Here is a 25,540-nt window from a genome sequence, read left to right as displayed (position 1 = left end):
CGGAAGTTCCGACCCAGGGTGCAGGCTGAAGGGTTAGATTCCCGGAACCGGAACCCGTATCTTGCATCCATGAAGCCGGAAAAACCCTACAGCGATTACCACAGCTATCTGAAACGTCATCTGGGCGCAGTCACCTACAAGGTCTCGGTAGATGGCGGTTTTACCTGTCCGAATATCGACGGAACCGTGGCGCTGGGCGGATGTGCCTATTGCAACAACCGGAGTTTTGTGCCGAAATACCTGGATCGCTCCACATCCATCCGTGACCAGATCAGCCAGGGAGTGGCATCGCAGCGGGAACGCTATGGCGCCGAGCGGTTTCTCGCCTATTTTCAGGCCTACTCCAACACCCATGATTCCGTGGATCGGCTGGAGGAACGCTACCAAGCCGCCCTTGCTCATCCCGCCATCGACGGACTTGTAATCGGCACACGCGCCGACTGTCTGCCCGGACCGGTGGTCAGCCTGCTTGAATCCCTTGCCCGCGATTATTATATGGCCGTTGAAATCGGTATCGAATCGGTCTATGACGAGACGCTGCACCGGATCAACCGGGGGCATGATTTCGCAACTATCCGGGAGGCTTTCGAACGGCTTTCGGGACGCGGAATTCACCTGGGCGCCCATCTCATCCTGGGGTTTCCGTGGGAGTCGCGCCGCCAGTGGCTGGACACGGCCGGTATCCTGGCCGGGCTGCCGATGGAGTATCTCAAAATTCATCATCTCCAGGTGGTCAAAGGGACCGCACTGGCACAGGAGTATGCGTCCAAACCCTTTACCGTCTTTTCCTTTGGGGAATGGGTGGATCTGATCTGCGATTTTCTGGAACTGCTGCCACCCCGCATCGCTATCGCCCGGCTCTGCGGGAGCGCTCCGCCGAACCTGCTCATCGCCCCTCGGTGGGGACGCCGGAAACATCCGGAAGTGATCAGCGCGGTAATGACGGAAATGACTCGCAAAAAGAAGGTACAGGGCGCCCGCCTTTTATAGTTTTTACATCAATTTTACAAAATATTAGAATTTTATGGGCGGGGAGTGTAACTTTCCTGTGTGCGCGGCTGTGACAATATTTCAGGCAAAAGCAAATGGCTCGCACGGCACCTCTAATCTTATTATGAATGGATATGAATACTTACTCAGCCTTAACCGCGTGGGGGGTTAAGAAAAGGCTTCAAGGTTTGTTCTTTATCTGTTTTCTGATGACCTCCCCGGCCATCTATGGCCAGTCTTTTGAATTGATTGCCAGTGACCCTGGCCACATTAGCGACGGTATCGCGCTCGAAACCACCGTTTCGTTTACCTTCAGCCAGCCGCTGAACACCCACCGGATGGACCCCGATAATCTTGGCGAGGTATTTGTCATCTATCCAGAGAATGAAATCACCATTCACAGTCATTCGTTTTCAGATAACAATACCACGGTGAGCATGGAAGTGACCCACTCACCCGATACCGACTATGTCTGGATATTTCATGGCCCCTATTCCGAAAGTGGCGAGGTTTTGAGCAGTTTGGGACAAGTCAATTATACTACCATGCCCTCCGTTTCGAACGTCTCCGTAGAAGGAAGTCTCTGGTTTGTCAACAATCCGTTCAACCCCTATCTGAGTGTTGATTTCGCCAAAGCGTTGCCCGGCGAGGTATCAAAACCGGGTATCCGCGATCTGGCCGCCCGGACGGGTGGCGGACAGACCGGCAGTGAGATAACATCTGCAGGTGTGGATCTGTCACACACCATAGTTCTTCTGGTGGAAGATGTCGATTGGCTCGATGAGATTTACGACGTTGGGCCCGGCGGATCGACAAAAAATGCCGGCGTAGCGGATGCCGATGGGAATTACCGGATTGAGAATGTGCGTCCGGGCTTATACTATCTGTGCGCCATCTACTTGGATATCAGCACATACGGTATGGATATTTTTGGCGTTGGATGCTATGCTGATGAAGATGACGAGCCGATCGCAATCACCGTACAGGACGCAAACCTGACGGATATGGACTTTCCGGTTCAGGGATTCCTCATGGAACTGCTTACTCCCGTGGAAGCCGGTGTTGCTTTCGAACTGGCAGTTCAGAGGATGTCGAATATGAATCCCGTAGCCCGTCCGCTCGGTCTCTGGGGTGAAGAGGACTATATGTTCGAAGGGGATTCCCCGCCGCGCTCACCCAGCGGACTGAGTCCGATCTGGACGACCGTTTTTTATGACGACGCAACCGCCGACATTTACATCATCACGACCCTGGAGGACTATATTCTGCATGTCGAAGTGGAGTCGCTATATGATTTTCCGGAAGATGAACGTCCCGATTTCGATCTGTCGCTCGTGAAATCCATCCCCGATAATTTCGTTGACGGGAGTGCTGTCGCTGAAGTGGTGATGGGTAACGGACTGGAGAATATACTCGCGGACCTGCCGTACGAAATGGTGTTCGTCACTTTGGATTATGACCTGAACAGCTTCTGGTTCGAACACCCTGAGCTTTTGGATGAAGATTCCAACCCGTTCTGGTTTGTCGATATCGATATTTTTGCCATGAATCACCATGACGGTGACAGTCACTATGCCTCGTACTGGTTTCTTGTGGATGCGGTAACCGGAGCATTTCTCGGCTCGTCTGCAGGTGATTACGGGCCTGCGGTTCCCGTTCATTTTAGTGATGTGCACGGGATGGCCCGGGATTATGTGGCCGGAATCGATCCTTCAGTCGAACTGATACTTGTCTACGGGCGGGAGGATGTTTATTTGCCGGTCCCCCCGCAGGGCTCCAGTTCGGAGTGGATGCTTGCCTTTGCGGATCTTGTCAACGAGGAAAGCGTTGTTGTTCTCAATACGTATGGTATGGAAATTGATGAAGTTCAAATTATGAGGCTTGAGGATATCCCGGAAGAGGACAGGCCACCGATGGAAATAATCCGGGCTGTGCCTGCGGATGTTATCTGTAGCGCCCAGGCGCTCGCGACAGCGATGCAGAACGGTATGAGCGATCAGATGGCCAATGTTCCCGAAGGAAACCGGTATTCCGTGGTTCAGTACCGGCTGAGCAGATTCTACTTTGAGTTTCCCGACTTGCTGGACGAATCGACCAACCCGTTCTGGAATATCAGGTTTATTGCCGATGTCTGGGATGATCATTTTACAGAACCTTTGTACAGGGCCAGGGTGGACTTTTTTGTGGATGCGGTAACAGGCGACTTCCTGGCCAGCCAGGCGCAAACACCCAGCAGCGCCGAAGAGGAAGATGCGGTGCCGGTGCGTTTGAGGCTCTTCCAGAACTATCCCAACCCATTCAATCCGGTTACCACCGTATCATGGGAAATGGACGCGCCGTCACAGGTCACTTTGCGTGTTTATGATCTGCTGGGCCGTAACGTAGCCGTTCTTGCCGATGACCGGTTTTCCGCAGGAACCCATTCCGCGCATTTTGACGCGGGCTCACTCCCCAGCGGAGTGTATATCTACCGGCTGGAATCAGGATCGCAAATCCTCACCCGAAAAATGATGCTGGTAAAATAATTATTTAACCAGCATCATGTGCCTTGTGAGTGTTTGGCCGGCCGACTCAAGACGGTACAGGTAGACTCCGCTTGACAGGCGGGATGCATCGAATGCCACGTCGTGCCTTCCTGCATCCTGTCGTTCGTTGACCAGTGTGGAAACTCTCCGTCCAAGCAGATCATATACCGCCAGACGGACGTGCCCGCGCTCCGGCAGTTCGTACCGGATGGTTGTTGCCGGGTTGAACGGGTTGGGATAGTTCTGATGCAACGCCAGATGGTGAGCAACCGGCTCGGGCTCGGAAGGCACCGTGGTGGCTTCCACATGCATCCGGACAGGAACCGGTTGGCCCGGTGCGTGCGGGTCGTTTGAATGGACCTGAATTTCAAAATCGTAGGTTCCGCCGGGAATGCGGTCGGCGATCACTTCCAGCACGACTTCCTCGGTGGAACCGGGGGCCACGGTACCGTATGGCTTCCGGAACTGAAAACGGGGAAACTCCTGGCCGGGAAGTGCCTTTATTGAAACATTGTCGATGCTGAACGTTTCGCTGGTGTGGAAATTTCTGTGAAGCAGGTAAACTTGCTCAGGGGCGCTTCCGCCGTAAAGGTTGCCGGTATATGCCAGGCTGTCATCAACCAGATACCGGATTTCATCACGAACGGGATCCATCTGAATCTCAAACCGAAAGTATTGTCCCGCCTCCCACAGCAGACCGTCAGAGAGAATCGGATTGTACAGGCTTACAAAATCCCTGTCGGTGCCGGTCCTGTTACGCACAATGATGTCGCCGTCGTCGAATATGACCCAGGCGGCGTTCCGGTTGGTTGAGCCCTCGTCAATAGCTATGTGGAATTCATTCTGAGACTCGTCGCTGCTGAACCGCAGATCCATGGAAACCGAGTACCCCTGATTGGTAAGCGGACCCGGATATGGAGCCGCAACCCCGACATACATATTTTCATTCAAACTGGTTCGGGGCGTAAGCCGCAAATGTTGTGATCCGGCTGCCGGACTCACCGTGGAGATATTGTACCGGCTTTGGGCATCTCTGGGCCATGCCACCCAGTCGTTGAGAATCAGATAGGAACCGGTGTTGTAATTTTCATCCGTTTCAAAGCCGGTTTTAAAAAGCACCGGGTCGGTAATATGCGGTGCGGCAGGCGCTCCGGTCAGCGATTGGGGACCGGATTTGGCAACCGCCCACAATCCGGCATCCGGAATCAGATAGGGAATGCCGCCACCCCATGACGGCCTTTGGGGGCCTTCAAAGCCGACGGCCTGTCCCCCCTGATCCATTCGGGATCCCGCGGTATCTCCGGACTGCGCACTATCGTCTTTCGGAGCGCCCGTGCCTTGGCTGGGGAGGGCTTCGGCTGTTGCATCCGTCGAAGATTTTGCAAGATCCGTTACACTGTAGTGGATATCGGCATTCCAGTGCAGGGTGCTGGCTCCGTCGTTGGATACAAAAAACCGGACTTCGGCAGGCTGGCCGGTTTCGGTATCGATTTCAATCAGGCTCCGATCGACGTTTAGAACCGGAGGCTCGCTCATCTGCGGACGGTACTGGCTCACCACGTGACGACTCAGCCGCATACTCCTGACATTGTCAGCGGGACCGATGGAGTCCGAATAGGTGCCGGTATATTCCCCCCGGAACGGTACCTCCGGATTGGAGAAATGGCCAATAGTCTGACTTCTGCCTTCGGCGTATGTCATCACCGTCGCAAAGGAGGAGTCGGTTGCATCACTGAAACGGAATCCCGCGGAGTAGTTGAACAACCCTCCGAACGGGCCGGCCGGCGACCCATTTTGGTCACGGCTGTGCGCGTTGCCCAGATTATGACCGATTTCGTGTACGAAGGTGTAGGTGCTGCTCATCTGTTGGATCCGGTTCACCGAGAAACCCAGCTGCGGTGCCCCGGCCATGTCCAGCATCAGCCAGGCTATCCCGCCCACATCTTCAACATCCGCCAGCATGGCAACCAGATCGGCGCCGTATTCATCCCTGAGATCATGGACATTCAGCATGTATCCGCTGTAATTTTGAGGCTCTTCAAACGGATTGAAGTCGCGGGAAGCGGTGATGCGGCGCAGGTCGCCGGCACTGTCGTTGCCGTCCTCCTCAAAGGAGGTTTCATGCGTATGAACAACCCGAAGCTCGATCCCGGTCAGACTGTTCTCAAGCGCCTCGTTGGACCTGTTCATCATTTCGCTGATCACCAACTCAATACTTCCCTCATTTTCTTCGGCCCATGTCCGGGCGCTTCCGGTGTAGACAATCAGCAGGTCTATGGGTACCCCCGCCTCATCATAATCTGAAACATCAAAAGCGGGCACCAGGTGGCTCCGGCTCAGCGGATCCGTGTGGGAGTGGTGGTCGACCGAACTGCTGTGATTCTCCATCGTCGTGCCGCACTCCAGAATATCCTCAGTCTCCGGATCCCTCATCATCAAAACGTGCCCGGTACCGCCGTCCGCAGTCGGCTTGAAGTTGCCGCTGCCTTCGGGCAGTATGCGAAGCGACGCTCCGCGCGAATAGCGATCGAGTGTTCCCAGCATCCGGCCTTCCCCATATGAAAAAGTGAGCTGATCGTGGGCATCATCCACATGATCGGCCCTCACCGAGGTATATCCCTTCACATAGCGGGAGACAGCTGTAATCCGGTAGGAAGAGATGCTGCCGTCGGTTTCCGGAACTTCCAGGATCTGGCCGATACTGAAATCGGAATGCAGCAGGTTTTGATTCAGCGAAACCGGTATTCGGCCACCTGGTGGTAGCGTGGCCTCGCTCTGCTTTGAAACCGGAATAGAAAAAAGCAGGCCGGTGTCGCCGGACGTTTGCGCCGTCCCGGAAAGGGGCATGGAAAAGAGCAAAACCAGAAGAAAAACGGCCGACGGGACTGAAAAGAGGCTGGAGCCGGTGCCGCTTCGGGAACCGTTAACGGATAAAGTCATGGGGAGCAGATATGGGATGATGGGTTACTCAAGGTCATTTAACGCCGGATGATCGGGGAACTCGCGGATGCCATCCAGGCGAAAAGAGAGATATTTGATGGATAATCCTTTTTCCAGATGCTTACGCTCATAGTAGGTCTGGATGCTCAGCTCATCAGGGAGTGAGGGCAGAGCGTACAGGTTGTCAATACAGCCCGTTACGTTTAAACCATAAATATCAATGATTTTCCTTGTAAATGCAAACAACAGGTCGCTGTCGGTTTTCAGGTGGATGATGCCGGAGGGCTTCAAAATGCCGGCATATCGCTGCAGAAAAACGGGATGCGTCAGGCGTTTGCGTATTTTTTTCTTTTTCTCATAGGGATCGGGAAAAGTGATCCAGATTTCTTCTACGTCTCCGGGAGCAAAATAGTTACAGAGATGATCGATCCGTGCCCTGACGAAGTGGATGTTGGTCAGTCCGGCCTCAATGGCGTCAGAAGCCCCTTTCCAGAGCCGGTCGCCCTTGATGTCGATTCCAATAAAATTTCTGTCTGGATATCGCCGGCCCAACGCCAGTGCATAATCCCCCTTTCCGCAGGCCAGCTCCAGGGTAACGGGATTGGCATTTCCAAACACCGAAGCCCATTTTCCCCGCACCGAAGCATGGTCACCGTCAAAATAGTGGTGCAGTTCCGTGACATTCGGAAGAGTCAGTATTTCGTCGTACCGATCCAGCTTCGTGGTGCGAGCCATGCCGTTAACTTATTCGCTTTTCTTCCACTTGATATTGCATCCTATGGACGGCTTTTGTTCCTGCGGCGGCTCTTCGCCCCGAACAAGGGCTTCGATTGCCGCGCTCAGGTCGGCTCCGGTTACCGGCTGGTCGTTGCCGGGACGGCTGTCATCAAATTGCCCGCGATAGAACACGGTAAGGTCGGCATCGTACAGAAAGAAATCCGGAGTGCATGCGGCACCAAAATCCTGCGCCACCTCCTGGGATTCGTCAAAGAGATATGGAAATTCGTAGCCAAACCGTTCGATGTCTTCGGCCATTTTCTCGGGGGCATCCTCCGGGTGCGTGGTGATGTCGTTGGAGTTGATGGCGACGATCCCCACTCCCTGTTTCATGTATTCAGACGCCAGTTCGGCGAATCTTTCCCGGATATGTTTGACAAACGGACAATGGTTGCAGTAAAACACAACCAGTAAACCGTTTTTTCCTTTGATTTGGTCTCTTGAGTGCAGGGTGCCGGCAGGATCCGGAAGCGAAAAATCAGGGGCCGGAGTTCCGATAGCGACCATGTTGGATGGTGTTCGTGCCATAAGTATTTGATTAGGTGATCAAAAACGACGATAAGATACTTTTTTTATGGAAACGTTGCTCAACGTCTTATTTTAAACCTTTCTTAAAGCGAAACATTGTCTATGACCAGTGAATCTATTCCAGGAACAAGCGGGCTCGCCGGCGCAACACCGGACTTTTCAAAAGTGGCCTTCATCTACTTCGATCTGGACGACACGCTGATCGACCACAAGATGGCGCAGAATCGCGGCCTTGAGGATCTCTGGGCCGATTACCCCGAGCTTCAGGAGATCGACCCGAAGAAATTCACTTCGGTGTTCGCGGAAGTCAACAACCAGCTCTGGAGCGATTACCGAAAAAACAGGATCGACCAGTCCACTCTTAAACGCCTTCGTTTTGAGAAAACGTTTCAGGAAATCGGGGTAAAAAAACCCAACTGGAGAGAAGTGGATGCCCGTTACATGGAATACTACAGCCGTCACTGGGAGTGGATCGCCGATGCCAGGGAAGCATTTATCTCCTTGTCCGGGCAGTTTCCGATCGGTGTGATGACCAACGGATTCACCGCCGTCCAGCAAAAGAAATTCGAGTTCTTTTCCCTGCACCGGTACACGCGCCATCTGATAATATCCGAAGAGGCCGGGTTTCTGAAACCCGATCCCCGTATATTTGAGTTTTCGGCAAAGAAAGCCGGAGTCGAACCCTCACGGCTGCTTTATGTCGGCGACTCCTACTCATCCGACATTCTTGGCGGGTCGCAAAGCGGCTGGATGACGGCCTGGTACAACCCCGACGGTGAAGTTCCCGGGAACTGCGCCGCCGATACAACATTTCGCCAGTTTTCTCAGCTAATTGATCTATTAACCCCTTCACACTGACCTACTCCTTAAGCCATGGCTGATCTGAGATACTCAGAACCCGAAGTTACGCTGGAACTTGCCCGGGAACACGGGCTCACCGATGAAGAATTCGACATGATCCGTGAGTACCTCGGACGTACCCCCACCTTTACCGAACTTGGTGTCTATTCGGTGATGTGGAGCGAGCATTGCTCCTACAAGAATTCCATCGCTGTGCTGAAAACCCTTCCGACGACCGGTACCAACCTGCTGGTCGGTGCCGGCGAGGAGAACGCCGGACTGGTGAATATTGGAGACGGGCTGGCCTGCGCCTTTAAAATTGAAAGCCACAACCATCCGTCGGCTGTGGAACCCTATCAGGGAGCGGCGACCGGTGTCGGCGGAATTCACCGCGACATTTTTACCATGGGCGCCCGGCCCATAGCCGCCCTGAACTCCCTTAGGTTCGGCTCCATGAGCGAGCCAAGAGTGCGGTATCTGCTGGATGGGGTTGTAAGGGGGATCGCCGATTACGGCAATTCTTTCGGTGTTCCGACAGTGGCGGGTGAGATCTATTTCGACAAAAGCTATGAGGGCAATCCGCTTGTGAATGCCATGAGCGTGGGCACCGTGAAAGTTGGGGAGACCGCTTCGGCGGTGGCCGACGGACCGGGAAATCCGGTGTTGATTGTCGGTGCCTCGACCGGGCGCGACGGTATTCACGGGGCGACATTTGCATCCGAAGAGATCAGTGAAGCCAGCGAAGCCAAGCGGCCAAGTGTGCAGGTAGGCGACCCGTTCACCGAGAAACTGCTGCTGGAAGCATCGCTCGAAGCGCTGAAAACCGGTGCGGTTGTGGGAATCCAGGATATGGGTGCCGCCGGCATCAGCTGTTCCAGTTCCGAGATGAGCGCCAAGTCGGAAACCGGCATGGATATCGATCTCGACAAGGTGCCGCTACGTGAAGCCGATATGAGCGCCTACGAAATTCTGCTCTCCGAGAGCCAGGAGCGAATGCTGATCGTCGCTGAAAAAGGGCGTGAGAACGAGGTAAAGGCCGTATTCGACAAATGGGACCTGAACTGTGTTGAAATCGGCACAGTAACCGATTCGGGCCGTGTGGTGTACAAGCGCGACGGCCAGGTCAAGGCCGATATTCCCGCGCACAGCCTGGTTCTGGGCGGCGGTGCCCCTGTGTACCACAGGGAAACCGAGAAACCGGCCTATCTGGAAAGCACCGGCACCACCGACCTGTCCGATTATGTGGATGTTGACGATTTGCAGGATACCATGCTGAAGCTGCTCGGATCCCCGAATATCGCATCCAAACGCTGGGTCTATGAGCAGTACGACCATATGGTGCGGACCAACACGGTTACCGGACCGGGTCCCTCGGATGCCGGAGTGGTACGTATCAAGGGAACGAAGAAGGCACTGGCGGTCGCTACCGATTGCAACGGGCGCTACGTTTATCTGAATCCCCGCAAGGGGGGACAAATCGCTGTGGCCGAGGCGGCCCGCAACATTGTTTGTGCCGGTGGCAAACCGATGGCGATTACCAACTGCCTGAACTTCGGAAACCCCTACAAACCCGAAGTCTACTGGACGTTCAAGGAAGCGGTGGGCGGCATGGGAGATGCCTGCAAGCTGTTTGACACACCGGTTACAGGCGGCAATGTGAGTTTTTATAACGAAAACCCCGTCGGGGCGATTTTCCCGACACCGGTGATCGGAATGCTGGGCCTCATAGAGGATTGCGACAATCATACGACTCCGGCCGGATTTCAGTCGGAGGGTGATGAAGTGCTCTATATCGGTGCGACCCGCAGCGGTATCGACGGCAGCGAGTACCTGTCGCATGTTCATGGAATTACAGCAGGAGACGCGCCTGACCTGGACCTTGAATTCGAACTTCAGTTGCAGCAGGCGCTGTTGGAAGCGATCCGGGCCGGACTGGTAGTCTCGGCTCATGATATTTCCGATGGCGGACTGGCAGTTGCGCTCATGGAAAAAGCGATCTTTTCAGGGAAGGGAGCAAAACTGTCATTGAGCCTTCCTGGACAAAGCGCCACCGAACAGCTTTTCAGTGAAGCGCAGTCGGGGGTCCTCATAACCGTATCGCCCGCGAATCTGGAAAGTGTGGTAAACCGGTTTCAGGAGGCCGATATTCCAGCCTATCATCTCGGAACCGTTGGCGGAGACCGCCTGGTGATCGAGGAGTTTGCGGACATTCCGGTAGCGGATATGACAGCAATTTACGAAGGAGTATTGCCGGAGGCGGTATCCGGGACACGTGCCATTCAGGCATAGTGTTATCGGGGGATGTCTCCGGATTCGGGTACCCTGCAGTATGCCCTGTCAGTTGCTTGCGCGGCGCCGGTTCTGTTTCAGGAAGTCACGAAATGGCTGCGCAGGGCAGGTGACCGTTCCCAGGTCTGGGCAAGTGACTTCCGGATGATCTCCATACCTTCGTCAATCTGTTCGGGCTGGATGGTGAGTGGTGGCCGGAAGCGGACGGTTTTTTCACCGCTGGGCAAAATAACCAGGCCGTGTTCGTAGGTAGCCTTCAGAAACGTACTTCGGGTTGCGTCATCGATGAGATCAAACGCGCACATGAGTCCTCGTCCCCGAACATTATTGGCGAATTCAAATTCTGACGCCAGCGAGCCGAGCTTCTCGAGCAGGTAGGCACCGGTTTTTGCGGAATTATCGACCAGGTTGTCCTCTTTAATGATTTCCAGGTACCGGGTGAAGCGGATCATATCGACCAGGTTGCCGCCCCAGGTGGAGTTCAACCGGGAGGAGACGTTAAAGACATTATCGCTCACCTCATCCACCCGCTTGCCCGCGAGTATACCGCATACCTGGGCTTTTTTGCCGAAGGCGAGGATGTCGGGCTGCACGTAATGCTCATGAGCCCAGAACTTGCCGGTCAGGCCCACACCGGTCTGCACCTCATCATGGATCAGCAGCGCTTCGTGCCGGTCGGCCAGGTCGCGCAGCGCTTTGTGAAACTCGGGGCGGAAGTGATTGTCACCGCCCTCGCCCTGGATCGGTTCAATGATGATGGCGGCGATGTCGTCTTTATGTTGCTCGAAGTACCGTTCCGCCTGATTCAGTGCCCGTTGCTCCTGTTCGATGACCTGCGCCGTATGGGCTTCATCCATGGGGAAGACCATTTTGGGATTGACCAGGCGCGGCCAGTTGAACTTCGGGAAATAGGCGACCTTGATAGGCTGGGAGTTGGTCAGCGACATGGTATAGCCGGTACGCCCGTGAAAGGCCTCATCGAAATGGAGGACCATATGTCCTTTCTCGTGGCGGTATCCCTTTTCGAAGTTTTTCCGCACTTTCCAGTCAAACGCGGTTTTAAGCGCATTCTCGACGGCCAATCCGCCGCCGGCCACAAAAAAGGCGTGGGGCATCTCTTTGGGGATGCCGATCCGCGAAAAGGTGTCGATGAATTCGGCATATTCACGGGTATAGATATCGGAATTGGAGGGGTTGTGAAGAGCGATCCTTCCGATTTTCTCACGAAAAGCTTCATTATCCACTATTTTGGGATGATTCATCCCGACGGGATTGGAGGCGAAAAAGGTAAAGAAATCCAGGTAGGAGCGGTTTCCGGCGGCGTCGTGCAGATAGGGTCCTTTACTTTTTTCAAGATCCAGGACCATGTCCATGCCGTCGGCGAGGATATGCCGGTTCAGTATTTCCTTAACTTTATCGGGGGTTATGCCGGGTTTGTGAGTCATGAAGCTTCTCTTTTTGTGATAAATAAACATTTCTACAGTATCGCAAATTACCAATTTGCATTTTGAAGACCAAACCATTGCCCCGCCAAAACCGGCATTGTGAGCGAGGCGTCCGTCCCGGTTGCGAAAAGCCGGAACACGCGTTCATCCGGCCATGCCGGTGGTTGGTTGGCCTTCGGTACAGGCCGATGGTTCCGGGGTTCCCGGCAATTCGGCTTGTGGAATATAGGAAGCGGTGCAGAATGCCGGTCAGCATAAGCCGAAGGATCCCGGAAAACGGTGCCCGAAAGAAAGCGTATGTTTATGCTTGACAGGGATAGTAAAAAACGGTACCTTATAATTCTAAACATTGCGGGGTGGAGCAGCTGGTAGCTCGTCGGGCTCATAACCCGAAGGTCGCAGGTTCAAATCCTGCCCCCGCCACTAAAAGGCTTGTAATCCATTGGGTTGCAAGCCTTTGCTTTTTTAGGTGCAAATATTGGTGCAAACAAAAGTGTCACTTCCCTTCCTTCTATTGCATCAAGTGCATACCAAGATGAACGCTCATGGTCTCAGTTTCTTCCTGCCGGTGAACGAATCCTGGATCAAAAACTCCCGGTTTTCTATTTCTGTAGCGTTTTTTTAAAATTGCCCTTCATTTCGGTAATTAGGAATAAAAAGATCATTCCGACCATCTCAGCGAGCCGTCCGGTTTGTCTTTTAATCGTAACTGGGAGGAATTGAAAGAGAATAACAGTTAATAAGTAGTTAGGTAGCCTTTCAGGCAGGTTCCAAGTCTGATTTCAGTTTCCCGGAAAGTAGATCGCCAATTTCCTGTTTTGATACACCAAGTCGTAAAAGCACTTTGATCATCAAATCCAGTGATGTTCCCGGATCTCCTGCTTCCAGTTTTGCTATACGGGATTGGCTTGATCCCGTGGCTCTGGCAAGTTGCTCTTGGGTCCATCCGCGTTTTTTACGTTGTGTTTTAGCCAGAGCGCTCAATTCCAGGCGAATTTCAATATAGGCTTCCTCTTCCGGGCTTAATTGCAGAAATTCAGCTGCTGAGCCAATCCGAAATCCTTTACTCGTCAGTTTTTTTCGCTTATTCTGTTCCATGTTCATTTCTCATTGCTTGTATAAGGCCAATCTCCTTTTGCACCTTTCAAGTACATCTGATGGCGTTTTCTGTGTTTTTTTTGCGAATACATCCAGAATCACTACTGAGTCGATCTCAAGGTAATAAACGATGCGCCAGGTTTTATCTTTATCAGTTATCCTTAGTTCATGGCAGTTTTGCCCGATACCTGGCACCGGTCGGGATAGCGGCAGTTCAATTAATTCTCCTCTTTGCAATTTTCTGAGTAGAAAACCGGCTTTAATTCGCGCTTGTTGCGAGAATGGCGGGGTTTTAACTTCAACTTGAAGCCATACTATAGGTTTATCATTTTCTGACATACAGCAATATGTCTATTATGACATATTTTTGCAAATAAGATTCATCTTCCGGCTACCTAACATGCGCATCAACCGGGCGTGTGAGAGGCTCCTGCCCTAACTTTTTAACTGATCAGCCACGCCGGTTATGCGTTTGCCGTTAAACAACCTGCATTCTTTTTATCGAAAAGAAATCCCGCACATCGTTTATCCCAATGCCTGCTTCACATCGGCAATAATGTCGTCGATGTGCTCGAGGCCGGCCGAAATGCGTACCAGCCCCGGCGTGATACCCACCGAAAGCCGCTCTTCTTCGGTCAGTTTGGAGTGGGTCGTAGATGCCGGATGCGTGACAATCGAGCGGGTATCTCCGAGATTCGCGGAAAGGGACAGCATCTCCAGCCGGTCGATGAACCGCTGCGCCGCCGGCAAACCTCCGGCGATATTGAAGACCAGCACCCCGCCGCCCAGTTTCATCTGTCTCCGGGCCAGGTCATACTGGGGGTGGGAGGCAAGGAAAGGGTATTTGACCCAATCAACCGCTTTGTTGCCTTCCAGGAATTCCGCCAGACGGAGGGCGTTGCTGCAATGGCGCTCCAATCGCACCGACAGGGTCTCCAGACTTTTGGAAAGGACCCATGCGTTGAACGGTGACATCGCGGGTCCGGCATGCCTCGCAAAGAATCGAAGCTCGTCGATGAGATCTCCGCGACCGGCCACCAGGCCGCCGAGCGTTCGGCCCTGCCCGTCAATGAACTTGGTCGCCGAATGGACGATCAGATCGGCCCCATACCTGCCGGGCTGCTGCAGCAGGGGTGTGGCGAAGCAGTTGTCCACGTTAAACAGCAGGCCGTGTTTGCGGCACAGATTGCCGGCAAATTCCAGATCGATAAGGTCCAGGCCGGGATTGGAGGGGGTCTCCATGAAAAACATCCGCGTTTCCGGACGAATTTCATCCTCCCACGTTTCCGGTTTGCCGATATCGACATAAGTGTGCCCGATATTCCAGCGCGGCAGAAGCTGTGTGAGGATCTGGTGGGTGGAGCCGAATATCGACCGGGCCACAAGGAGGTGATCTTCGCTTTTGAGCAGTCCCATCAGGCTGGTAAAGACCGCAGCCATGCCCGAAGCGGTGGCAATTCCGTCGTCGGTGCCCTCAAGTCGGCACATTTTTTCAATAAATTCATCGGTATTCGGATTGCTGTAGCGGCTGTACACATTGCCTTCTTCTTCGCTGGCAAACAGCGCCCGTCCCTGCTCGGCCGAGTCAAAGACAAAACTGGAGGTCAGATAGAGAGGTACGGAATGCTCGCGGTGACCGGAGCGCTCCGCCTGTAAACGGATGGCATCGGTTTCAGGTTTCTTTTTCATCGGCTGGCATTGGGAAACATTTCTACAGTAGTCCGTGCAGGCCTAAATCTCTGAAAACTATCGGCCATATGCAATGTGGAAACGAATGGAGCGTGAGTCTGCTGTGAACCATCCCGCCTGGCGGCCATCGGAAATCGACTGTTACGGGTCGGCAGATCGGTCAGGATTAATCGGTTGGAAGCAACCATGTGTGCCGCCGTCCATGTATGTGGTGACCGGCGGGTTCCATCACGCGACTATGCGATCAGTCCTCCTGATCGTCACAAGAGGCGTGTTCGTATTCGATGGTTCTGCTTTTAACTCCCACGACATAGCCCGTTCCCTGTTCCACATTGGAGATACCCCTCGGAAGTGCGATGATGCGGGGATCTATGGAATCGAAATCCACCCATCCGTCTCCGCCTTTGGATATATGGATTCTGCAATCAGTTACGAGAATGTCTTCCAGGCCACGGATGGCAAGAGGTATCAAGTCACGGCTGATCAAGGCGCTGTGCTGGTTACCGCCTGCAGGTGATACAATATCCATGAGCGAAATGGTGTAAGGCCGCACGTTTCCCGACTCCTTGTGGATGGTGTTAAAGCGGATCTGGACATCGGCCAGATGTTCCACATCGAAAATGGTGAGCTCATCGAAATCCTGCATAAAACGGGGTTGCAGCAACTCGGGATCCCTGAAGCCGGACGGAGTTTCAATGATGGCATTGCTCTGTGCCCCATCCTCCCTGATGGCGGTAAGGCGATAGGTTGATTCCGGCAGGATCTCGGCTTCCGCCCGGAAGTTGCGGGCCGTACGGCCTCCCCCGAAATGAAACAGCGAATCCTGCATCTCGAAACGCTCTCCAGATTCCAGATGCTCGAGAGTCACCGATATCTGCGGGTCGCCGCGATGCCCGGATTCCTCCTGAAGGTCAACGACCCGGATCCAGTGTACGTCATCCGCGGTATCCAGGTAGCCGTAAAAGGAAAAATAGAACAGGTCGTTTTCGGTGTACGGATCCAGGGTGTTGTCGCAGCCGGAAAGTATGGCGGCCGACGGCATCAACAGAAGCAGTGCGACTAAGGGATGGTATCTGCGGACAAATCTCATGGTCTAAAACTTGATTCTCATGGATGCATAGGGGGCAAACGGAAGCTGGTCAATCCTTCGCTGGGTGAACAGGTCATAGTAGAACAGGTTGTTCTGACCGTAAGTGTTGATGGCGCCGACCTGTATGTCCGTTGTAGCGGAACCAATAACAAAGGACCGGTTGACAGAGACATCCAGGCGATGGAATACCGGCGTACGCCCCTGAAACGGCTTGTCCAGTATCGCTCTGGGGGTTCCGTACTGTCCTATCACATTGGGCAGGCCCTGGTCGAACGGAAGCATGGAATCGAAACCCATATGCCGTGTAAACGGAAGCCCCGTGCCCATCTGCCATCCCACAGTGAAGGTGTAATCGGCGATATCGGTGGACAGGGAGGTGTTAAGCTGGTGCCGCCGGTCATGAGCCGGGTGGTACGATTGCACCGGGGTTCCGAACCACTCCATAAAATGGTCCTGCCCGGAGCGGTATTTTGTCCAGGAGTACCCGTATCCGACGAAGCCGTAGAACCATTGGTTGCCGTATTCCAGCCGCACATCGGCACCGTAGACGTTGCCGTCCGCGTATTCCAGGTCGGTGGTAAAGGTAGCCGTTGTACTCCAAACCGTTACCGGGATATTGGACATGTTTTTGTGATAGGCCTCTGCGGAAAACTGCAGACCGTTCGCAAACCGCTGCTGCCAGCCGATGAGGTAGTGAATCGAACTCATCTGTCGATCCTCCGGAACGGGCATCCAGGCGAGAAATGCGGAACCCACATCCCTGAGGTCGGTGACTCCGGTAACCAGCTGCCGGTAGTAACCCACCGAGGCGTTGAGTTCCTGACGCTCGCTGCCGAACGGCTGCCAGGCCAGCCGGAATCTCGGCTCCAGGCTAGGCGAGTAGCCGCCGGTATAGAAGTTGGCCGCAACACCGGGCCGTAAATTGAAATCGCCCAGAGGAATGGAAGCTTCGACATGTCCGCCGAGACCCAGGAAGATTTCCAGGTCGTCGTCCGGGATATGAAACATCTCGGAGATGTCGTAACGAAGCCATTTCATATGGGTGTTCAGCCCGTAGGTAAGGCGTACCGACCCGACATGCTGATTGATGTTGAGATCCGTATTGATTTTCGTGATGGACGAGGTGAGGTCCGATGCCGGAGTGCCGCCCATGCCGTTTGAAAGGTGGGAGATGCCGGTGTTGAAGTCGAGGTAGATATCGGGGTCGGTGGTGATGTGGGTGCAGCCGACTCCGGTTACCAGATTCCTCCACCAGAAACTGTCGCCGGATGCCTGATCCATCCTGCCGCGATCGTAGGTGTGCATGGCCATGCCGGAACACCGGGTGCCGGCGTCACTCAGGTGCGTGTATTTCAAAAACTGGCTTTCAAAATGGACGGGCTGTTCTTCGCTCATGAACAATTCGTCGGTGTGTTCGATATGAGACCTCCGGAAGCTGCCGATCCAGGACGACCGCCCTTCGCTGACAGGTCCTTCGGCAAATATCTCGGCAAGAAACGGGCTTATGGAACCGGAACCCGTCGCTTTCTGGAAATTCCCGTCCCTCATGCGGACATCCAGTACCGAGGAGATACGGCCGGAGTATCGGGTTTCAAACCCGCCGGCATAAAAGTCGGCGTTGGCCAACAGCTCCTGGGGGAAGGCGGAGAAGTATCCTACGATATGAAACGGCTGGTAAATGGTCATACCGTCAACCAGGACCAGGTTTTCGGAGGAGGTGCCGCCCCGCACGAAAAGCTGGCCGCCCCGGTCGCCGGCAGCGACCACTCCGGGCAGCACCTGCAGATAGCTGGCAATATCGCCGCCGGCAGCAGGTGTGACCACCCTCTGGAGATCAACGGGAGCCACCCGCTGGTGTCCGCCAGACAGCCGCGCCGCCTGATTCGGGACGGTGATTGTCAATTCATCCAGCATGGTGCGGTCTGCCTGGATTCTGGCATTGAACAGCAGGGAAGCTTCGTCGGCGGGGATCTCAATCGTCTCTTCGAATGTGTGGTAACCGATATAGCTGATTCTGATGCGATAGGTGCCTTCCGGAATCCGGGCGAGGCGATAGAGGCCGTTCCTGTCCGTTGCCGCCCCTCTGGAAAACGTGCCGTCCTCATCGGTCAGGAGGATATGAGCCCCTTCAACGGGCTGGCCGTCATCAGCATCCGTAATGATCCCGCGCAGCTGCACTTCCTGTGCAAGCGAGAATGCGGGTAACGAACAGCAGATCAGACAGGCAATAACAAGGACTTGGAAACGTGCGTAGTGAGTTGCCGGCAAAACATCCAATAATTTAAGAGATGAAAATCAAATAGTTGAATCGACCAATATAATAAAAATAGCCGGGATATATCCGAATATCACCCCTGTTCCACCGTCGCTTCCCACGTGATCCGGGCCGTTTTCTCGAGTATTTTGGTTACCGAGCAGTAGGTTTCCATCGACATCCGCACGGCCCGCTCCACTTTCTTCTCACTCAGGTCGCCCTTCACATGGAAATGGACATGCACGTCGGTGAAAAGGGCGGGGATGTTCTCCTGATCGCGCTTCGCATCGACTTCCACCCGGTACTCTTCGACGTGCTGGCGCTGTTTTTTCAGGATATCCAGCACATCCATGGAGCTGCAGCCGGCCAGGCTCATCAGCAGCACCTCCATGGGTCGGGCCGCCTTGTCGGACCCGCCGATTTTTGGAGCGCCGTCCATTTCTATGCTGTTACCAAGTTCATTGGAGGCCTTCAGATGAAAAGCGTCGTCGATACGGTGCAGTTTTATCTTCATGAGAATCGTGTTGCCGGGTGGATGGTTACCGTTGGAGGCGTGGGTGCCGGGACAGGCCGGATTGCATTGATTACGGCCTGTTTTTTCGCCTCGCAATATACAAGATACACATTATCGTACAGGATGTCAGTTTGCTATTGCCTGTAATAATGGCAATCTTTGGAGGCTGTTGCGTCACTTTGTAACCAAAAATCGTGTCCTGTAATTCCGCACGCACTCACCATACGTTTCAACGCCTGTTCTTGCCGGACTGAAATACCCTCCGACAGATGAATCCTGTTGATCTGACCGTATTTGTTCTCTATTTCCTCGTAATTCTTGGGATCGGAACCTATTTCTATTTCAGAAATAAGGGCGCCGAGGAGTACTATATTGGCGGCAGGAAAATGGGATACGGGCATGTCGGGCTCTCCGTGGTCGCCACCGATGTCGGGGGCGGATTTTCCATCGGCCTGGGCGGTCTCGGTTTTCTGATGGGAATCGCCGGTTCATGGATGCTGTTCACCGGGTTTCTCGGTGCCTGGCTTGCCGCGGTTTTCCTCATACCCAAAGTCAAGAACCTCTCCACAGAGCAGGGCTTTTTCACCATGCCCGAGGTGTTCAACCACTTCTTTAACGCCAGGGTAGCTTTTCTGGCGGGGATCATCTCGGCCATCGGGTATGTCGGCTTCAGCAGCTCACAGATGCTGGCCGGCGCACGGCTGGCCTCCGCCTCATTTGACGGTATGAGCCTGGATGCCGCGCTTTATCTCATGGCATTCATTATTATCGTCTACACCGTGATGGGCGGGATCAAGGCCGTCATCTACACCGATACCTTCCAATGGATTTTGTTGTTAGGCGGACTCATTTTTATCGGCATTCCCATCGGCTATTTCGCTGTGGGGGGCATCGAGGCGATCCGCGAGACAGTTCCCCCGGAAATGCTTTCACTGAGGAATATCAGCTGGCAGCAGCTGGTCAACTGGGGCATCACCATCCTGCCGATATGGTTTGTGGGGATGACCCTCTACCAACGCATCTATGCCACACGAACAGAGAAAGAGGCAAAAAAGGCGTGGTATCTGGCCGGACTTCTGGAATGGCCGGTGATGGCGTTCATGGGCGTGCTGCTCGGCCTGTTTGCCCGGGTGGCCGCTGACCAGGGGATGTTCGCCTACATGGGCTACGAAATGGCCTCGGAGATGCATCATGAAGAAGGCCTGCCGATGTTGCTGCGGACGGTTCTGCCGGTCGGACTCATGGGCCTGATGATGTCCGCCTATTTCTCGGCCATCATGTCCACTGCCGACAGCTGTCTGGTGGCCGCGTCTGGAAATGTCACCACCGATATTCTTGAAAAGTGGTTCAAAATTGACACCGGACGCCTTTCCGCCATCCGATTGTCCCAAATTGTGACCCTGGTACTCGGCCTCCTGGCGTTCATGCTGGCAGCAGTCTTCGATACCGTGCTGCAGATCATGCTCTATTCCTACGCGTTCATGGTCTCGGCGCTGCTGGTTCCGATCGTCGGCGGGTTGTACTGGAAGCGGAGCAGCAGTGCAGCGGCCTGGTGGTCCATGATCACGGGCGGGACGCTCACGCTGGCGCTTACTCTGCTTTCCGACGACAGCCTGCCTTTTGCCATGCCCTGGCATATAACCATGCCGTTTGGCCTGGATCCCATTATCTTTGGACTGGGAGTATCTCTGCTGGTTTTTGTGGGGCTTTCCTATGCGATACCTGATAATAAATAACGTTATACCATTATGAGTAAAAATTTTACCATCGAAACCATTACCCCGGAAAACTACAGGGAGGCCTCGGTCAGTCCCGATCAGATCGCCGACTTTCTGCATGAGCACCTCGACCGTTTTCGCGACCCGAGGGAGCAGATCATGAATTGCCTGGAATATGCCCTGGGAATCGTCGAACACCGCCGGGGTTTTATTCTCGCTGCGTTTGAGGGCACTCCCGGACAGCATGCCGGGGCCGCCGGTTCCGAAGGCTCGACCGGCGACCATGGAAAACTGCTTGGTGTCGTCGTTTCCTGCGAAACCGGCATGAGCGGATACATTCCCGAGAACCTGCTGGTCTATATTGCCGTGGATGCCTCCACCAGGGGGCGCGGAATCGGCAAATCCCTGATGGAGCAGGCCATTCAAAATGCCGACGGCGATGTCGCGCTCCATGTCGAGCCGGACAACCCAGCCAAACGGCTGTACGAACGTATCGGATTTACGAACAAATATCTCGAAATGAGGTTTAAAAAATAATTATGGCTTATCTGAAGCTGTATCGTGACAAACTAAAACACAATTATGCTTTTCTGGAGAGTCTTTTCGACAAGCATGACATTGAATGGGGAGTGGTCACCAAACTGTTCTGCGGGAACAGGGAGTACATAAGCGAGGTGATCAATCTCGGTGCACGTGAAATCCACGACTCCAGGGTAAGTAACCTGAAGGTGGTCAAGAGCATCGATCCGGATGTCCAAACCGTTTACATCAAGCCCCCACCCAAAAAGTACATCAGTGATGTGGTGAAATATGCCGATGTCAGCTTCAACACCGAGTTGGAAACCATTCGGCTGCTGTCGGAAGAGGCGGTCAAACAGAACCGCAAGCATATGATCATCATCATGATCGAAATGGGTGACCTGCGGGAGGGAGTGATGCGCGAAGATTTGATCGATTTTTACGGCGAAATCTTCAAACTGCCGAATATCGAAGTCATCGGACTGGGAACCAACCTCAACTGCCTCCACGGCGTAATGCCCAGCTCCGACAAGCTCATCCAGCTTGCCCTGTACAAACAGATCATCGAGCTGAAATTCAATCGCACCATCCGCTGGGTGTCCGGCGGAACTACGGTGGTGCTGCCGCTGATTCTGCGCGGTGACCTGCCCGAAAGCGTCAACCATTTCAGGGTGGGCGAAGCGCTCTATTTCGGAATCGACCTGTTTTCCGGTGAAACCATCGAAGGGATGGAGCCCTCCGTGCTGGAGCTTTACACCCAGGTAATTGAAATCCATGAAAAGCCGATGGTTCCGAGCGGCGACCTGGCGGCCAATCCGCAGGGTGAAACCCTTGAAATCGACGAAGATCTGTATGGAAAAACCGCGTTTCGTGCGATTCTGGATATCGGATATCTCGATATCCAGCCGGAGTTTCTGATCCCGAAGAGCAAGGATATCGAAATCGTGGATGCCAGTTCGGATATGTTGGTGGTCAATGTGGGACAAAACGAACGCGACCTCAAAGTGGGTGATATGGTGTCGTTTCGCCTGAAATACGTTGGCGCACTCGGACTCATGAACTCGAATTATATCGACAAGGTGGTTGAGTAAACGTTCCGGCGTGGCAGCGGAGCCGGCAGTTTCTTGATCAAGCACTTCCATGAATATCGAAAAACCGCACGATAGAGCCGGCAACGCTGGCTTCCATCCGGTTGTCCGTATTGACGATCGTTACCGTGTGCTCGATCTGAGCCGGGGTTACGACCCCAATGCCATATCGCTCGATCCGCCATCCATCGGGCGCTATAACGAAAAGCGCCGTGACATGTATCGCTCGGTACTTTTTGGCGGGGTGCGGGATATTCATATGGGGCTCGATTTCTGGGTACCGGAGGGGACGCCTGTTTACGCTTTTGCCGATGGAGAGGTGCTGATGTTCCGTGACAATGCCAACGACGGGGATTACGGGCCTACCATCATCACCCGGCATGAGGGACCGGTGGTGCGGCATCTGCTGAAGCAGATTCGGGATCGGGCCAAAGGAAATCGCTACGGGCAACAGGAAACGGCAGAAAATACGTCTGAAGGAGCACTGTTTGCGCTCTACGGACACCTGTCCAGAGGCTCCCTGTCCGGTTTGTTCCCCGGGATGCCGTTCGGCAAAGGGCAGCAAATCGCCCTGGTGGGAGGGGAGCATGAAAACGGCGGATGGGCTCCGCATCTCCATTTCCAGCTGTCGCTGGAACCGCCTTCGGAACCGGACATGCCGGGGGTGGTTTCGGAAAGGGATCTTCCGGAAGCGTTGGGGCGGTATCCCGATCCGGCCCTGGTTACCGGCCGCTATTATTGAGTTTATTTTCGCGCTGTTTTTCGGTATCTATGAAAGGTTTATTGTTACCACCGAAATAGCGTTTTATTTTTCATGGATCTTGTCCAAATCCGAAAGGAACTGCACACTCTTGCCGAAACGGCACACAACGAAGAAAAGACGGCCGCTTTTGTTGCCGAACAACTGAGGGAGGCCGGGGTTGAAGACATCACGGAGGGAATCGGCGGGCATGGTCTGCTGGCGGTCCTGGACAGCGGCAGGGAAGGACCGTCGCTGCTGTATCGCGCGGAGCTTGACGCGCTTACGATCCATGAATCGCTGGATATTCCCTACGCGTCATTGCAGGAAGGGGTTTCCCACAAATGCGGACATGACGGGCACATTGCCATTCTCATCGGCCTGGCCCGTGACCTGCAGGCGAATCCGCTTCGGCGGGGCAAGGTGTATCTGCTTTTTCAGCCGGCCGAAGAGACCGGCGAGGGTGCCGAGCGCATGCTTCAGGACGACAAATGGCCCGATATCGCTCCCGATCATGTGTTTGCGCTGCATAATCTCCCGGGATATCCCCTCCATTCGGTGCTTTTGGGTGAGGGGGTGTTTGCAGCCGGTTCCTGTGGATTGATTGTACGCCTGAAAGGCAGTACCTCACACGCCGCCCATCCGGAGAACGCGCGGAGTCCGTCTTCGGCGGTTGCAGCACTCATTCGCGACTGGCAGGCGCTGCCGCGAACCATCATACCGTTCGACCGGGCGGGACTCGTTACCATCATCCATGCCCGGATTGGAGAACGGGCGTTCGGGACCACGCCCGGATACGCCGAACTGATGGCGACCCTGCGGGCGCACCAACCCGATGACCTGAAGCGGATCGGGGAAAAGGCCGTGGAAATGACGCGGTCTGTTGCGTCACAATGGCGGCTGGATATGGATTACGAATGGACGGAGTCGTTTGAGCCGGTCAGCAATACCCCTGAATCGGTGGCGCTTGTAGAGGAAGTTGCGCGGGGACTTGCTGAGAGCCGCGAATCCGGGAAAGGCGCAGCCGCCAGGGTCAGTGACGTTCGGCACATCCCCCGTCCCTTTTCGTGGTCGGAGGATTTCGGCCATTTCACAAAACGATATCACGGAGCCCTGTTCGGGCTGGGCGCCGGCGAACAGCATCCCCAGATGCACGATGCCGAATATGATTTTCCGGATGAACTCCTGGAAACCGGACTGGCGTTATTTCTGGGTATTGCGGATCGCCTGAAAATGCGGTAAACCCGGTATCGCCCTGATGGCGCCAGAGTTTTTTTAACACGTATTATATAGTTATATATAGCAGCCGGAGACACCCACGTTCTGATCCATCTCATGTTTCACACATCCTATATTGAAATCAACAAAACGGCGCTGAAAGCCAACCTTCGTTTTTTGAAGGGGCTGGCGGGCCCGGAAGCCCGTTTCTGTTCCGTGGTAAAAGGCAATGCCTACGGGCACGGTATCGAGCACTTCGTATCACTGGCCGAGGAGTGCGGGGTCGACTATTTCGGGGTGCACAGTGCGGATGAAGCCCTGCGTGCCCACATGGTCAAGAATGAGCACTCCCATGTGATGATTATGGGAATGATCGACGACAACGAGCTCGACTGGGCCATCGAAAACGACATCTCATTTTATGTTTTTGAGTTCGACCGGCTGCGTGCAGCCGTCAAAACCGCTGTGGAGCAGAAAAAGAGAGCACAGATCCATGTCGAACTGGAAACCGGCATGAACCGAATCGGTTTCGCCTGGGAGGATCGCGAAAAGCTTGTCGGGTTTCTGCTCGACAACGGGGAACACCTCCATGTGAAGGGTATCAACACCCATTTTGCGGGCGCCGAGAGTGTGGCAAACTATCTGAGAATCCAGAACCAGATCGCCAACTTCAACCGGTACCAGTGGTATCTGCGGAAAAAGGGGGTAGCTTCGGAGATGCGTCATACCGCTTGCTCCGCACCGCTCATTTCCTATCCGCAAACCCGGATGAATATGGTGCGCATAGGTATTGCGCAATACGGGTACTGGCCCAGCAAAGAGACACACATGCAGTATCTGACGCAGAACGGCCGCAAAAAAATGACCGAAAACCCGCTTCGTCAGATAATCAGCTGGAAAACCAGGATCATGAGCATTAAAACGGTCAACTCGGGTGAATTCATCGGATACGGCACGGCCTATCAGGCTACGGATGATACGGTGACGGCGACGATTCCGGTCGGGTACAGCCACGGGTTCAACCGAAGCCTCAGCAACCTCGGCAAAGTGCTTGTTCACGGCCGCAGGGTTCCGGTGATCGGCATGGTCAATATGAATATGCTGATCGTGGACGTTTCACACTGTCCGGGGGTCAAACGAGGCGATGAGGTGGTACTGGTCGGAAGCCAGAAAAACAACAGAATCACCGTGTCATCGTTCAGTGACCTGCTGAACAACGTCAATTATGAAACTCTTGTGAGGCTACCGCGCGACATCCCCCGTTTCATCGTGGATTAGT

The 25,540-nt window shown here is 54.2% G+C and carries 20 protein-coding genes and 1 tRNA gene; 11 read left to right on the top strand and 10 right to left on the bottom strand.

All coding sequences use genetic code 11. The features are described from left to right. The first annotated feature begins 69 nt into the window (after nt 1–69). A complete protein-coding gene (locus QA596_07515; GenBank protein ID MDG5767306.1) occupies nt 70–990 on the top strand; it encodes a TIGR01212 family radical SAM protein in 921 nt (306 codons plus the stop codon). 209 nt (nt 991–1,199) lie between these two features. Next, on the top strand, nt 1,200–3,515 hold the full coding sequence (locus tag QA596_07510; protein ID MDG5767305.1) for a T9SS type A sorting domain-containing protein: 2,316 nt from the start codon (nt 1,200–1,202) through the stop codon (nt 3,513–3,515). Here QA596_07510 and QA596_07505 read toward each other — a convergent pair whose 3' ends face one another. From QA596_07505 to QA596_07495, 3 genes are read right to left on the bottom strand one after another with little or no spacing between them, the layout of a single operon-like run. Then, nucleotides 3,516–6,455, bottom strand: a complete 2,940-nt coding sequence (locus QA596_07505) for a zinc-dependent metalloprotease family protein (GenBank protein MDG5767304.1) — start codon at nt 6,453–6,455, stop codon at nt 3,516–3,518. Between the two features lie 24 nt (nt 6,456–6,479). Further along, a complete protein-coding gene (gene trmB, locus QA596_07500) occupies nt 6,480–7,190 on the bottom strand; it encodes a tRNA (guanosine(46)-N7)-methyltransferase TrmB (protein ID MDG5767303.1) in 711 nt (236 codons plus the stop codon). Nucleotides 7,191–7,199: 9 nt separating this feature from the next. Then, nucleotides 7,200–7,760 carry a thioredoxin family protein gene (locus tag QA596_07495; protein ID MDG5767302.1) on the bottom strand — a complete coding sequence of 187 codons (561 nt, stop codon included), beginning with the start codon at nt 7,758–7,760 and terminating at the stop codon, nt 7,200–7,202. Nucleotides 7,761–7,862: 102 nt separating this feature from the next. Between QA596_07495 and QA596_07490 the strand changes: the two genes are divergently transcribed. Both QA596_07490 and purL read left to right on the top strand, forming a co-directional pair. Continuing rightward, nucleotides 7,863–8,618, top strand: a complete 756-nt coding sequence (locus QA596_07490; GenBank protein MDG5767301.1) for a YjjG family noncanonical pyrimidine nucleotidase — start codon at nt 7,863–7,865, stop codon at nt 8,616–8,618. A gap of 15 nt (nt 8,619–8,633) precedes the next feature. Continuing rightward, nucleotides 8,634–10,889 (top strand): phosphoribosylformylglycinamidine synthase subunit PurL, encoded by a 2,256-nt coding sequence (gene purL / locus QA596_07485; protein MDG5767300.1) that lies wholly within the window; start codon nt 8,634–8,636, stop codon nt 10,887–10,889. Nucleotides 10,890–10,966: 77 nt separating this feature from the next. On the opposite strand, the gene lat is transcribed toward purL, so the two are convergent. Further along, nucleotides 10,967–12,334, bottom strand: coding sequence for an L-lysine 6-transaminase (gene lat / locus QA596_07480; GenBank protein MDG5767299.1), 1,368 nt, complete (start codon nt 12,332–12,334; stop codon nt 10,967–10,969). Nucleotides 12,335–12,684: 350 nt separating this feature from the next. Here lat and QA596_07475 point away from each other — a divergent pair. Continuing rightward, nucleotides 12,685–12,757: transfer RNA gene (locus tag QA596_07475), tRNA-Met, on the top strand. A 336-nt stretch (nt 12,758–13,093) separates the two neighbouring features. On the opposite strand, the gene QA596_07470 is transcribed toward QA596_07475, so the two are convergent. The 6 genes from QA596_07470 to QA596_07445 form a co-directional block, all read right to left on the bottom strand. Beyond that, entirely contained in the window at nt 13,094–13,432 is a 339-nt protein-coding gene (locus tag QA596_07470) for a helix-turn-helix transcriptional regulator (protein MDG5767298.1), read from the bottom strand. A 9-nt stretch (nt 13,433–13,441) separates the two neighbouring features. Next, complete coding sequence (locus QA596_07465) at nt 13,442–13,771, bottom strand: type II toxin-antitoxin system RelE/ParE family toxin (protein MDG5767297.1); 330 nt, start codon at nt 13,769–13,771, stop codon at nt 13,442–13,444. 186 nt (nt 13,772–13,957) lie between these two features. After that, nucleotides 13,958–15,121, bottom strand: a complete 1,164-nt coding sequence (locus QA596_07460; GenBank protein ID MDG5767296.1) for a PLP-dependent transferase — start codon at nt 15,119–15,121, stop codon at nt 13,958–13,960. 244 nt (nt 15,122–15,365) lie between these two features. Next, nucleotides 15,366–16,211, bottom strand: coding sequence for a hypothetical protein (locus tag QA596_07455; protein ID MDG5767295.1), 846 nt, complete (start codon nt 16,209–16,211; stop codon nt 15,366–15,368). A 3-nt stretch (nt 16,212–16,214) separates the two neighbouring features. Continuing rightward, nucleotides 16,215–18,479, bottom strand: a complete 2,265-nt coding sequence (locus tag QA596_07450) for a TonB-dependent receptor (GenBank protein ID MDG5767294.1) — start codon at nt 18,477–18,479, stop codon at nt 16,215–16,217. Between the two features lie 80 nt (nt 18,480–18,559). Continuing rightward, the gene (locus QA596_07445) at nt 18,560–18,979 is read right to left on the bottom strand and encodes an OsmC family protein (protein ID MDG5767293.1); all 420 of its coding nucleotides are present in this window, start codon (nt 18,977–18,979) and stop codon (nt 18,560–18,562) included. A 269-nt stretch (nt 18,980–19,248) separates the two neighbouring features. On the opposite strand from QA596_07445, the gene QA596_07440 reads away from it, so the two are divergent. The 6 genes from QA596_07440 (at nt 19,249) to alr (ending at nt 25,539) form a co-directional block, all read left to right on the top strand. Continuing rightward, nucleotides 19,249–20,715 carry a sodium:solute symporter family protein gene (locus QA596_07440; GenBank protein ID MDG5767292.1) on the top strand — a complete coding sequence of 489 codons (1,467 nt, stop codon included), beginning with the start codon at nt 19,249–19,251 and terminating at the stop codon, nt 20,713–20,715. 12 nt (nt 20,716–20,727) lie between these two features. Further along, nucleotides 20,728–21,234, top strand: a complete 507-nt coding sequence (locus QA596_07435; protein ID MDG5767291.1) for a GNAT family N-acetyltransferase — start codon at nt 20,728–20,730, stop codon at nt 21,232–21,234. A 2-nt stretch (nt 21,235–21,236) separates the two neighbouring features. Beyond that, a complete protein-coding gene (locus tag QA596_07430; GenBank protein ID MDG5767290.1) occupies nt 21,237–22,307 on the top strand; it encodes an alanine/ornithine racemase family PLP-dependent enzyme in 1,071 nt (356 codons plus the stop codon). Between the two features lie 49 nt (nt 22,308–22,356). Beyond that, the gene (locus QA596_07425; GenBank protein ID MDG5767289.1) at nt 22,357–23,046 is read left to right on the top strand and encodes a peptidoglycan DD-metalloendopeptidase family protein; all 690 of its coding nucleotides are present in this window, start codon (nt 22,357–22,359) and stop codon (nt 23,044–23,046) included. Nucleotides 23,047–23,118: 72 nt separating this feature from the next. Continuing rightward, nucleotides 23,119–24,285: an amidohydrolase gene (locus QA596_07420; protein MDG5767288.1), complete on the top strand. Its 1,167-nt coding sequence runs from the start codon at nt 23,119–23,121 to the stop codon at nt 24,283–24,285. A gap of 93 nt (nt 24,286–24,378) precedes the next feature. Then, nucleotides 24,379–25,539: an alanine racemase gene (gene alr, locus QA596_07415; GenBank protein ID MDG5767287.1), complete on the top strand. Its 1,161-nt coding sequence runs from the start codon at nt 24,379–24,381 to the stop codon at nt 25,537–25,539. Nucleotide 25,540 lies beyond the last annotated feature (1 nt).

The organism is Balneolales bacterium ANBcel1 (genome assembly GCA_029688905.1).
GTDB lineage: Bacteria > Bacteroidota > Rhodothermia > Balneolales > Natronogracilivirgulaceae > SLLW01.
This window is presented reverse-complemented; position numbering and strand designations above follow the sequence as displayed.

Excerpts from the sequence above, each read along its gene's own strand:
- QA596_07515 (MDG5767306.1), top strand. The coding sequence starts at position 70 with ATGAAGCCGGAAAAACCCTACAGCGATTACCACAGCTATCTGAAACGT.
- QA596_07510 (MDG5767305.1), top strand. The coding sequence starts at position 1,200 with ATGACCTCCCCGGCCATCTATGGCCAGTCTTTTGAATTGATTGCCAGT.
- QA596_07505 (MDG5767304.1), bottom strand. The coding sequence starts at position 6,455 with ATGACTTTATCCGTTAACGGTTCCCGAAGCGGCACCGGCTCCAGCCTC.
- trmB (MDG5767303.1), bottom strand. The coding sequence starts at position 7,190 with ATGGCTCGCACCACGAAGCTGGATCGGTACGACGAAATACTGACTCTT.
- QA596_07495 (MDG5767302.1), bottom strand. The coding sequence starts at position 7,760 with ATGGCACGAACACCATCCAACATGGTCGCTATCGGAACTCCGGCCCCT.
- QA596_07490 (MDG5767301.1), top strand. The coding sequence starts at position 7,863 with ATGACCAGTGAATCTATTCCAGGAACAAGCGGGCTCGCCGGCGCAACA.
- purL (MDG5767300.1), top strand. The coding sequence starts at position 8,634 with ATGGCTGATCTGAGATACTCAGAACCCGAAGTTACGCTGGAACTTGCC.
- lat (MDG5767299.1), bottom strand. The coding sequence starts at position 12,334 with ATGACTCACAAACCCGGCATAACCCCCGATAAAGTTAAGGAAATACTG.
- QA596_07470 (MDG5767298.1), bottom strand. The coding sequence starts at position 13,432 with ATGGAACAGAATAAGCGAAAAAAACTGACGAGTAAAGGATTTCGGATT.
- QA596_07465 (MDG5767297.1), bottom strand. The coding sequence starts at position 13,771 with ATGTCAGAAAATGATAAACCTATAGTATGGCTTCAAGTTGAAGTTAAA.
- QA596_07460 (MDG5767296.1), bottom strand. The coding sequence starts at position 15,121 with ATGAAAAAGAAACCTGAAACCGATGCCATCCGTTTACAGGCGGAGCGC.
- QA596_07455 (MDG5767295.1), bottom strand. The coding sequence starts at position 16,211 with ATGAGATTTGTCCGCAGATACCATCCCTTAGTCGCACTGCTTCTGTTG.
- QA596_07445 (MDG5767293.1), bottom strand. The coding sequence starts at position 18,979 with ATGAAGATAAAACTGCACCGTATCGACGACGCTTTTCATCTGAAGGCC.
- QA596_07440 (MDG5767292.1), top strand. The coding sequence starts at position 19,249 with ATGAATCCTGTTGATCTGACCGTATTTGTTCTCTATTTCCTCGTAATT.
- QA596_07435 (MDG5767291.1), top strand. The coding sequence starts at position 20,728 with ATGAGTAAAAATTTTACCATCGAAACCATTACCCCGGAAAACTACAGG.
- QA596_07430 (MDG5767290.1), top strand. The coding sequence starts at position 21,237 with ATGGCTTATCTGAAGCTGTATCGTGACAAACTAAAACACAATTATGCT.
- QA596_07425 (MDG5767289.1), top strand. The coding sequence starts at position 22,357 with ATGAATATCGAAAAACCGCACGATAGAGCCGGCAACGCTGGCTTCCAT.
- QA596_07420 (MDG5767288.1), top strand. The coding sequence starts at position 23,119 with ATGGATCTTGTCCAAATCCGAAAGGAACTGCACACTCTTGCCGAAACG.
- alr (MDG5767287.1), top strand. The coding sequence starts at position 24,379 with ATGTTTCACACATCCTATATTGAAATCAACAAAACGGCGCTGAAAGCC.